This window comes from Paraconexibacter sp., assembly GCF_041602235.1.
Classification (GTDB): domain Bacteria; phylum Actinomycetota; class Thermoleophilia; order Solirubrobacterales; family Solirubrobacteraceae; genus Paraconexibacter.
Genome location: NZ_JBFIGP010000127.1, coordinates 1 through 10157, shown reverse-complemented (window position 1 = coordinate 10157; position 10157 = coordinate 1). Strand labels below are relative to the sequence as shown.

General features: G+C 72.7%; 7 protein-coding genes and 1 pseudogene. 3 read left to right on the top strand and 5 right to left on the bottom strand.

What is annotated here, in order from left to right:
* Window positions 1-1620 (top strand): annotated as a pseudogene (locus ABYE80_RS11525) (hypothetical protein); the annotation flags it as partial.
* Window positions 1621-1648: 28 nt separating this feature from the next.
* Here the strand turns inward: ABYE80_RS11525 and ABYE80_RS11520 are convergent.
* The 3 genes from ABYE80_RS11520 to ABYE80_RS11510 all read right to left on the bottom strand — a co-directional run bounded on the left by ABYE80_RS11520 (window position 1649) and on the right by ABYE80_RS11510 (window position 6195).
* A complete protein-coding gene (locus ABYE80_RS11520; protein ID WP_372790423.1) occupies window positions 1649-2185 on the bottom strand; it encodes a CAP domain-containing protein in 537 nt (178 codons plus the stop codon).
* Window positions 2186-2514: 329 nt separating this feature from the next.
* Window positions 2515-4809 carry a glycosyltransferase gene (locus ABYE80_RS11515; protein ID WP_372790422.1) on the bottom strand — a complete coding sequence of 765 codons (2295 nt, stop codon included), beginning with the start codon at window positions 4807-4809 and terminating at the stop codon, window positions 2515-2517.
* Between the two features lie 195 nt (window positions 4810-5004).
* Entirely contained in the window at window positions 5005-6195 is a 1191-nt protein-coding gene (locus ABYE80_RS11510; protein WP_372790421.1) for an AarF/UbiB family protein, read from the bottom strand.
* 151 nt (window positions 6196-6346) lie between these two features.
* Here ABYE80_RS11510 and ABYE80_RS11505 point away from each other — a divergent pair, with 151 nt between their 5' ends.
* Window positions 6347-6709 (top strand): hypothetical protein, encoded by a 363-nt coding sequence (locus ABYE80_RS11505; protein WP_372790420.1) that lies wholly within the window; start codon window positions 6347-6349, stop codon window positions 6707-6709.
* An 82-nt stretch (window positions 6710-6791) separates the two neighbouring features.
* Entirely contained in the window at window positions 6792-7031 is a 240-nt protein-coding gene (locus tag ABYE80_RS11500; protein ID WP_372790419.1) for a hypothetical protein, read from the top strand.
* Between the two features lie 15 nt (window positions 7032-7046).
* On the opposite strand, the gene ABYE80_RS11495 is transcribed toward ABYE80_RS11500, so the two are convergent.
* Together ABYE80_RS11495 and abc-f are read right to left on the bottom strand one after the other, a co-directional pair.
* Window positions 7047-7973: a sugar phosphate isomerase/epimerase family protein gene (locus ABYE80_RS11495; RefSeq protein WP_372790418.1), complete on the bottom strand. Its 927-nt coding sequence runs from the start codon at window positions 7971-7973 to the stop codon at window positions 7047-7049.
* Between the two features lie 95 nt (window positions 7974-8068).
* On the bottom strand, window positions 8069-10157 hold a 2089-nt coding region (gene abc-f / locus ABYE80_RS11490; protein ID WP_372790417.1), incomplete at its 5' end, for a ribosomal protection-like ABC-F family protein.

The following is a 10157-nucleotide window of genomic DNA, read 5'->3' as shown; positions in this document are numbered from 1 at the left end:
GATGCGATCTTCGCCGCGGCGCGGTACCTGAAGGCCGCGGGTGCCGACGACGACATCCGCAAGGCGATCTTCGCCTACAACCACGCCGACTGGTACGTGGACAGCGTGCTGATGCGCGCCCGGCTGATCGGCGGGCTGCCCGCCGACCTCGTCGGCTCGCTCACGGGCCTGACCCAGGGGCACTTCCCCGTCCGTGCGAAGGCCACCTACGCCGACGACCTCAGCGAGCGCGAGACGAAGGCCCGCGTCGCCCGGGGCCAGAACGCCGCCAAGGTCGTCGAGAGCACCGCCGGACGACGCAGCATCGCCATCTTCGCCGACGCAGGGTCGCGGGTGATCGCCGTGCAGGACGGGCGGATCACCCGCATGGGCGTCTCCCGTCGTCTCGGGCGCTTCATCCAGCTCCGGGACGTCTACGGCAACACCTACACCTACGGACATCTCGGCAAGGTCGCCGACACCCACCTGGTGCCGGTCGACGACGAGGACGCCGATGCGCGGCGGCGTTCGGACTCCTCCACCCCCCGCGACCCGGCACCCAGGACCGCGGCGAGCGCCACGCCCCGTCGCCGTACCGCACCGGCCGCCGAGGCCCCGGCCGATGACGCCGCGTCAGAGCGCTCGTCGAAGGTCCGCCTGTTCGCCAATCCATCCCGTCCGGCCGCCTACCGGGCCGGAGGCGACCGCCAGCTCGCCACGGACGGCGCGGCCGCACCGATCGACACCGGCGACTCGGAGCCGGAGTCCGACGGCGCCGACCCCGCCACCCCGCAGGTGGCCGAGGACGTGCGCCTCGTGCGCCGACCGCTGCGGGTCGGCTCGCGCGTGCTCGCCGGTACCACGGTCGGGCGGATCGACGAGGCCACCAAGCGGATCGCCTCGCACGTGCAGTTCGAGATCCGTCCCGCCGGACGCGGAGCGCCGCGGATCGATCCGAAGCCGATCCTCGACGGGTGGAAGCTGCTCGAGTCGACCGCGATCTACCGGGCGAAGGGCCGCAACCCGTTCTTCGGACCGGACGCCAAGGCCCCGACCATCGGACAGATCCTGCTGCTCGGCAAGGAGGCGCTGCAGCGTCGCGTGCTCGAGAACGAGCGGATCGAGATCTACCCGTGCGGTCGCGACGACATCCGCGCCGGTGTCGTGGACCGTCGCGTGCTGGCGACCCTCGAGTTCCTCGCCGCCTCGGGTCTCGAGCCGACGGTCACGAGCCTTCGGTGCGGCCACGGCCGCTACACGAGCTCCGGCAACGTGTCGGAGCACACGACGGGGACCGCGATCGACATCGCCAAGATCAACGGCATCCCGATCCTCGGGCACCAGGGCGACGGATCCATCACGGACCTCGCCATCCGTCGTCTGCTCACGCTCCAGGGCACGATGAAGCCGCACCAGATCATCAGCCTCATGACCTTCGAGGGCGCCGACAACACGCTTGCGCTCCCCGACCACGCCGACCACATCCACATCGGGTTCCGCCCGCGCGGGACCGGCGACAAGCTCGGACGTCAGATCGACGCGGTGCTGAAGCCCAACCAGTGGACGAAGCTCATCGAGCGCCTGGGACAGATCGAGAACCCCGAGGTCGACACGGCGATCTCCGACGTGGCGATCCCGTGACGGGGTCCTCGCGGCGAGCCGTCCGCGGCTAGCGCGAGTCGCCGACGTTGAGCACCATGTAGCGCCCGTACCGCCCGCCCCGGATCACGCCGGCGCCGGAGTACTCGAAGCTCGGGTCGAGGATGATCGCCCGGTGACCGGGACTCCGCATCCACTCCCGGCACGTGCGCTTCATCGTCCAGCGACCGGCGGCGATGTTCTCACCGACGCCCCGGCGGTACCGGTCCGTGCGGCGCGCGACACGCTGGTAGGCGCTCCCGCCGCTGCGGTCGGTGTGCGAGAAGTAGCCGCCGCGGGCCATCGAGCGCGCGTGTGAGCGCGCCGCGGAGCGCAGGGCCTTGCTGAATCGCAGCTTCGGCAGGCCGTGGATCGCCCGCTCGTGGTTGACGCAGGTGCGCAGCACGCGCTCGGCGGAGCGTGAGCTCCAGGCCGAGGCCGGCGCGACACCGACCAGCCCTGCGCCCAGGATCGCGACCAGCGAGGTCAGCGTCGCGGAGGCGAGCGTACGGCGAAGCCGAAAGGCCCTGCAGGTGTGGCGGATTGACGTGCGTTCGAGTTCGTTCATACCGTCTCCCGGAGTCCGTTCTTCGGTGTGGTGCAGTCAGCGGCAATGCCGGCTGATCGAGGTCGATCGGCCGAAACCGGACGCGGCCAGACCCCGACGTTCCTGGGGTCGCCCTACTCCCGCGAGCCATGTCTCAGTACCGCGCGCGCGAGCCCTGCCACGGTCCCCCGCGCAGAGCCATGGTAGCCAAGCTGACGGTTCTGAGGCGACCGGGTCGCCGACGCCCGACGGGCAGCGCCACGCCCGCGACGCCCAGCGGCTGGACCGGAGTCCGCCGCCGCGCACGTCGTTCGGCGCGGGTCCGTGACGGTGCCGCGGGGGCGGTGCCGTCACGCTGCCCGACGGAGCTCCAGCGGTGCGCCACCGGCGTCCAACGCCCGGTCGTACCCGGTCGCAAGGCGCGCCAGGGCCCGCTCCCAGGTGCGCTCACGCACCGCGACGAGCCCGTTGCGCGCCAACCGCTCCCGCTGCAGCGGCGCGTTGGCCAGGTCGTTGAGCGCGGCCGCCAGGGCATCCGCGTCGGCCTCGCGGAGCACGCCCGTCACCCCGTGCTCGACGATCGAGCACGGTCCGCCCTCGGCGACCGCGACGATGGGGACCCCTGAGGCCTGTGCCTCGAGCAGCACCTGGCCGAACGTGTCGGTCCGGCTCGCGAACAGGAACACGTCGGCGCTCGCGTAGGCGCGAGCGAGGTCCTCTCCCTCCAGCCAGCCCAGGAACGTCGCGCGGTCGCCGAGTCGCTCGCGCAGGTGCTCCTCCTCGGGCCCCCCGCCGGCGAGGTTCAGGTGCAGTCGGGGGTTGGTCTCGCGTGCCCGGAGGAACGCGTCGGCGAGGAGGTCCGCTCCCTTCTCCTTCGTCTGCCGCCCGACGTACAGGACGTTGATCGCGTCCCCGCCGAGGAGCCCGGGAGTCCGCTTGGCCGGATCGAAGCGCGAGGTGTCCACGCCGCGGTCCCAGCGCCCGATCCTGTCCTCGGCGATCCCCATGGACCGTAGGACCTCGTCGCTGGCCGGCGACGGGGTCAGGACGTGGTCGCACTGGCCGTAGAACGCGGCGATCGCGGCGCGAGCGCCGTGCTCCAGCAGCGGGTCGGCGGACCGCAGCCCGGCGTAGGCCGCGAGCTCCGTGTGGTAGCTGCCGAGCACCGGGAGGTCCATGATCCGCGCCACCAGCGCCGCGGCGATCCCGGTCGGACCGGGCGAGCAGAGGTGCACCAGGTCGTACCGCCCGTCAGCCAGGGTCTCGACCACGGCGGGCAGGCTCGGCACGCCGACCTGGAGCCCCGCGTAGAACGGGATGTCGACCTCCGCGACCGCGCTGAGACGGCGGTCGACGTTCGCGTCGGTCCCGACGACCTCCACCTCGAAGCCGGGGACGCCGCGCTCCCGGATCTCCCGGAGTGTGTGGGTGACGCCGTGCATGCCGCCGACCCCGTCCGCGACCAGCGCGACCCGCAACGGCTCGTTCTCCCGGTGCACGAGCTTGGCCTTCGCCTTGCCGAGGAACGCGGAGGCGGGGGCGTACGGGATCGCCGCAACGCAGGCGTCGAAGAACCCGATCGCACCCGGCAGGTACTCGGCCGCCGTCGTGCTCGGATCGGATGTGAGGGCGATGACCGTCTCCACCTGGGCCGCGAGCTTGCGCTCGTGAGCCCGCCGGGCCTTGCGATACAGGTCGGCGTGACTGAAGTCCTCGTGCTGCAGGGTGGCCAGCAGCTCGGTCTCGGTGCCGTCGAAGTCGATCGCGTCGAGCCACGCGCGCAGCAGGGCCCGTGCATCCTGCGGACCCAGGTCGCTGCCGACGGCGGCACCCGAACGGGCATCGCCCTCGCGCATCAGCCGCTCGATCATCGTGAGGACGATCCGTGGGTTCGGCGCGGGCTCGTCGAGGCCCGGCACGCCGAGCGCGCGTGTCGCCAGGCCCATCGCGGCGTGCGCCCACTTCGCCGCGCTGCCCTGGTCGCCTCGAGCCGTGGCGCGCCCCGCGCGGATGTGGGCGAGGTACTCCTGCGGCGTGGCGCACAGGGGCGTCTCGGTGTAGGTGCGGCCGATGTCGACGCCGGCGTGATCGTCGGAGCCGCCGATGCCGGTCCCGCCGTGGGTCTCGATGTACACGGCGGCCGGAGCGTTCAGCTCCCGGGCCCGGGAGCCATTGCGGGTCTCCCAGATCGGGAACAGCTGGGCGAGCCGGCGGCGGTGGCGCGGGGTCAAGGGCGCCTCGACCGCGTAGAACGGGTGGGCGAGCGCGCAGGTGATGCCGCCCTCGTGCAGGTACTCCGCGACCTGTTCGACATCGCTGTTGTGCGCCTGGATCCACTCGTGATCGTCCGGCGTGATGCCGTAGACGAGGACGTGGACGGCCTGCGGCTCGCCCTTGAACCAGAGCGTGGCCTCCTCGCTGAGGAAGACCCGCGGGTCATCGGCGATCTCCAATCCGCCGGTGATCGTGTCGTGGTCGGTGATCGTCACGAAGTCCATCCCGCGACGGGTGGCGAGCTCGAGGACGTCCTCGGGCGGGGTTGCGCATTCCGGCAGGCCCAGGGCGCGTTGGACGCCGAGCTTGGACAGGACGCTTGCCGTGCTGTGGCAGTGCAGGTCGGCGCGGCTGGTGCGGTGGAGCGTCATCGGTGCGACTCCTCTCGTCGATCTTTGGTGACGTCCCGCAGCTTCACGTGGCGCAGGGCGGCCCGTGTGAACCGGATGCCAACGCGAGGTGACCACCTGGTGAACGCCGGGCGGCGCCCGCTGTGCGGGTCCACACGACCCGCGCCGAACTCGGGGGCCCGCGGCCATGTGGCCGGTCGATGACCGCGTGCCGGGTCAGTCGCCCCAGCCGTCGCGCGCGGCGTCGCGGACGATCGGCAGCCAGTCCACCGTGGCACCGAGGCGCAGCACCAGCACCACGACCTGGCCCAGGCCCCGCAGCGGCCACAGGTCCGACGGCGGCAGCGTGGCGTGTTCCGCGAGCGCCAGCACGTCGCGGAGGCGATCGTCGACACGCTCGAGCACGGTGCGGGCCAGCGCCAGGTCCAGGGTGTGGGGTCCGTCGCCGGCGACCTCGCCGATCAGCTCGCGTCCGAGCGCGGCCGCCACGCGCGCCTGCTCCGCGGGCAGCGCGCCGAGCCGTGCGATGACCTGCGCCGCCGCGTCGTCGTCACCGTCACGCAGCGCCTCCAGGGCGGCGACCGCCAGATCGGCGCGGTCCGCGCCGACCTTCGCGAGGCCGGCGGCCTCGAGCACGACGAGCCGACCGTCCCGGTCGAGCACGAGCGTGTCGGGCCGCAGGTCCGCGACGACCGAGCCGTGCCGGACGGCGCCCCCCGCGAAGCGCAGCAGCAGCTCGGCCGCCCGGCGGCGGTCCTCCTCGGCGGTGAGCTCCAGGATCGGCGTGCCGTCGACGTGCTCGCGGACGAGCACCCCGGCGTGGGACAGGTCCGTGAGCGGTGCCGCCACCGCCAGGTCGGGATGGCGGCGCAGCGCCCGGTGCAGCGACCGCTGGTGTCCGGCGACGTGCTCCATGTCGAGGTCGTCGAGCACGCGCTCACGCGCCTCCCGGACGACCGCCTGCACGTCGACGGACGGGAAGGCGGCACGGGCGGGGCCGACGAGCTGGTCGGCGAGCGCCAGGTCGGAGCGGACGATGCCCGCCAGGCCCGGGCGCAGCACGGTGACCGCGACGGCCCGGCCCTCCCGGGCCCCCAGGTGCGTCTGCGTGGCGGCGGTCACCACGTGAGGGGTGGTGTCGAGATCGTCGAGCTCGTCCGAGGGCTTGCCGTCCCACGCGTCCTTGAGGACCTTCTCGACGTCCTTCCACGGCAGCGGCTCGACGGCGGCGGCGGCCTCCTCGAGATCGGGCCAGAGCTCATCGGCGAGACCCGACGGGACGAGGTCCCGGGGGACGAGCGCGTGCGCCATCCCCAGGGAGACGCGCATCGACGTGGTCCCTCGCCCGACCGCGCGGGCGGCGGACACGAGGGCCCGGACGGCCTGGAGCTCACGATCGTCGGTCACCCGCGGGAACCTACGGCACGCGGTGTGCGGGCGCTGCCGCCGGACCTCATGCCGGCGGACGGACGGACGATTGCCCCGAGAGGCGGATGGTGCGAGCGTCGAGGGACAGGCCCGGAGCGGTCCGGCCGGGCCGCGACGGAAGGAGTCCGTAATGGCGGACAGCGCCCTGTTCATCGGATGGGGATCGGTGATCCCCGGACGAGAGGAACGCAGCCTGGAGGTGTTCAACGAAGCGATCGGCATCCTGGGCCGCCGGCAGCAGGACGGCAGCATCGAGCGGTTCGACGTCGTCCTCATGCACCCCAACGGCCACATGGGCGGGTACATGCAGGTCACCGGGAGCCCCGAGCAGATCGCGGGCTTGCGCGCGGACGAGGAGTGGCGGCGCAACACCGTCGACGCCCAGATGGTCGTCGAGGATCTCCGGCACCTGGAGGGTGCCACCGGCGGCGCGATCGCCGGTGAGGTCACGATGTTCCAGGAGGCGATCGGCAAGGTCGCCCACATGGCCTGAGCCCGGTGCGGGGCGGAGTCCCGCGGACCACCGCCCCGCCGGCCGGCTTCAGCTGTCGGCCGCAGCGGTCGATGATCAGGGTGTGGCGTCAGACGCCGACCCCTCCAACGTGCCCCTCCACATCTGGGCGATCGACAATCGCTCCGAGGAGGAAGCCCGTCAGGTCCAGGAGCTGCTGAAGCGGCGCTGCTGGCCGGGCGGCTTCGCCGACCGGCTCGAGCGCAGCGCGCTGCCGTGGCTGCGCCGCTGGAGGGCCACCGCGGGTATTCCGGTTCTCACCGCGTGCGACTGCGCGAGCGGTCGGTGCGCCACCTGCAACTGAGGGTCGCCGGGCCGGTCACGCCGCAGCCGCCACCATCGGTCGCGCACCGTGCAGGACGGCGGTCGTCTGGACCGCCATGAGCGACAACGAGGAGGGCCGGTGCGACGGCTCGACCTCGAGCATGAGCGGGGCGCGGTGGCCCAGCAGCACGTCCCGTACGCGGTCCCAGGGCAGCGTGCCCGCGCCGGGCGGCAGATGCAGGTCCAGGCGCAGCGGGTCGACCCCCGGGAAGCCGAGGTCGTGGCGTCGCGCGCCGAGGTTGTCGTGGACGTGGAACAGCGCCACCTCCGGCGCCACGCGAGCCACCACGTCCCCGAGGTCGGTGCCGGCGATGCCGCTGGTGATGTGCGCGTGACCGATGTCCAGGAGCATCCCGACGGAGGGGTTGCGCAGGCGGCGGACGAGATCGTGGACCCGAAGCGGGTCGTGCGACAGGTACGCCGGGCCGGGATGGACCGGCGCGAGGTTCTCGACCGCCACCGTGATCCCGAGGGCGTGCGCACGCCGGCCGAGCCGGGCGAGCGCGCGCTCCTCACCCTCGGCGCGCAACCGCGACCGCTCGCCCGCGGGGCCGTCGGCGTCCAGGTGGTTGAGGGCGTGGTAGGCGACGATCTCGGCCCGCGCCTCGACGGCGTAGTCGAGCAGCCCGTCGAACGCCCGGTCGTGATCCAGGGCGCCGAGCGACAGGTCGTCGGGCCCGTGGAGCAGCAGCCGCAGCCCGGTCGGCTCCAGGGCGGCACGCACGCCGCGCGCGTGGCGCCGCAGCCGCTCGCGGTCGCAGAGCATCCCGCGCGGCGGGGTGTGGATCTGCACCCAGCCGTAGCCGGCGGCCTCGACGCCCTTCAGCATGGTGGTCGTCGGCCAGTGCTGGCGGTGGACGTTCAACCCCAGTCGGGGCGACAACTCCGTCGTCGATGCGGAGTGATGGTCGTGGGTGTTCATGGCCGGAGGTTCCTCCCGCCCGGCCCGCGCCCCGTGACCGACCGGTGATCAGCGGGTGAAGATGGTGTGATCGGCGACGGTGCCGCCGCGCGCGCTCAGACCGGGGCCTGCTCCTCGAACGCCTCGAGCGCGGCGTATGCGTCCTCGACCGCCCGCTTGGCCGCCGTGTGCTTCGCGGTCGACTTGGCCGACTCGTACTTGGTCGCCCACGCCTCGGGAGCCGCCAGCTCCTCCTCGACGGCGACCAGCGCAGCCTCGGCATCCTCGACGGCCTTCTCGAGCTTGCTCTGCAGCTTCAACCGGTTCTTCGACGGCGCCTTCGGAGCCGCCCCCGATCCGGAGGAGCCGTTCGCCGGAGGGGTCCGGACGTCCCCCGGAGCGGCGTCCGACGCGGAGCGTCGCAGCGCGGGGGGATGTCCGGACCCCTCCCCCGCAGCAGAAGCCGCCGAGCTCCTCTTCAGGGCACGGCCGTCGGGCCCCCGCTCCTCGCTGCCGAACCGGGCGCTCGCCCGGCCCATCGCCGGCGGCACCGGCACGTCGGAGTCGTCGATCCCGGCCGCCCGCCGCGCCTGACGCTCCGCGAAGTACTCCTGCCACCCGCCGACGTAGCTGCGCAGACCGAAGCGCTCGACCGCGATCGTGCGGCTGCCGACCGCCTCCAGGAGCGCACGGTCATGGCTCACGAGGATGAGCGCGCCGTCGAAGGACGTCAGCGCGTCCTCCAGCGCCTCGCGGCTCTCGAGGTCGAGGTGGTTGGTGGGCTCGTCGAGGATCAGGACGTTGGCGCCCGAGGCGACCAGGATCGCCAGGGAGAGCCGCTGACGCTCGCCACCGCTGAGCCCGTCGAGGGGCTTCTCCTGCTCCTCACCGCTGAAGAGGAACTTGCCCAGCAGCGAGCGGGCCTCGCCCGGATTCAGGCCGGTGCGCTTGACGGCGGCCTCCGCGACGGTCCGCGCCCCGTCCTTCTCGAGCTCGTCGCCGTGCTGGGAGAGGTAGCCGACCTTCACGTTGTGCCCGGTCTTCAGCTTGCCCGCGTCGAACGGCCGCTGCCCGGTCAGCGCGCTCACGAGCGTCGACTTGCCGGTGCCGTTGGAGCCCACGAGGGAGACGTGCTCCCCGCGCTCCAGCCACAGCTCGGCGTCGTGCAGCAGCACCTTCGGCGGCTCGCCCACCTCGAGGTGGGCGCCCTCGAGCTCGAAGATGACCCGCCCGGTCCGCTCGGCCTTCTTGAACTGGAAGCCCATCTCGCGGGTGTCACGCGGATCGCGCGTGATCCGCTCGATCTTGTCCAGCGCCTTCACGCGGGACTGCGCCTGCTTGGCCTTCGACGCCTTCGCCCGGAAGCGCTCGACGAACGCCTCCATCCGCGCGATCTCCGCCTGCTGCTTCTCGATCGCCCGACCGAGCGCCAGCTCGCGGGCGGCCTGCTCCTTGCGCCAGGTGTGCCACGTGCCCTTGAAGAAGCGGGTCCGTCCCGCCTCGATCTCCAGGACGCACGTGCCGACCGCTTCCAGGAACCAGCGGTCGTGGGCCACCATGATGACCGCGGCGTCGAGCGAGATGAGCTTCTGCTCCAGCCATTCCAGCGACTCGATGTCGAGGTGGTTGGTCGGCTCGTCGAGCAGCAGCAGGTCGGGGGCGGCGGCGAGTGCACGAGCCAGCGAGGCGCGGGTGATCTGCCCCCCGGAGAACGTGTGCAGCGGACGGTCCAGATCCGCGTCGACGAAGCCGAGGCCGTGGATGACCGAGTTCGTCGCCTCGCGCCAGCCGTAGCCGCCGGCCGCCTCGAACCGCGCCTGCACGTCCGCGTAGCGGGAGAAGACGGACTCGTCGCCCTCCCCCATCCGCGCTTCGAGCTCGCCGAGCTGCGCCTCGAGCTGCAGCGGCTCGGTGCACGCCGACAGCACGTAGTCGCGAAGCGTCACGTCCTGGTCCCGCGGCGGCCGCTGGTCGTGCAGCACGACCTTGCAGTTCTTCTCCAGGACGAGCTCACCGCCGTCGAACGACGTCTCCCCGGCGAGCATCCGCAGGAGGGTGGTCTTGCCCGCCCCGTTGCGGCCCGCGATCGTCAGGCGGTCCTTGCGCTCGAGCTTGAACGACACGCCCCGCAGCAACGGGGCGCCCGCCATGTCCTTCCCGAGGTCTGAGGCGATCATCACGGCCATCGCCTCCGATGGTAGGAGG

Coding starts and splice junctions, on each gene's coding strand:
- ABYE80_RS11520 (WP_372790423.1), bottom strand. CDS start 2,185: ATGAACGAACTCGAACGCACGTCAATCCGCCACACCTGCAGGGCCTTT.
- ABYE80_RS11515 (WP_372790422.1), bottom strand. CDS start 4,809: ATGACGCTCCACCGCACCAGCCGCGCCGACCTGCACTGCCACAGCACG.
- ABYE80_RS11505 (WP_372790420.1), top strand. CDS start 6,347: ATGGCGGACAGCGCCCTGTTCATCGGATGGGGATCGGTGATCCCCGGA.
- ABYE80_RS11495 (WP_372790418.1), bottom strand. CDS start 7,973: ATGAACACCCACGACCATCACTCCGCATCGACGACGGAGTTGTCGCCC.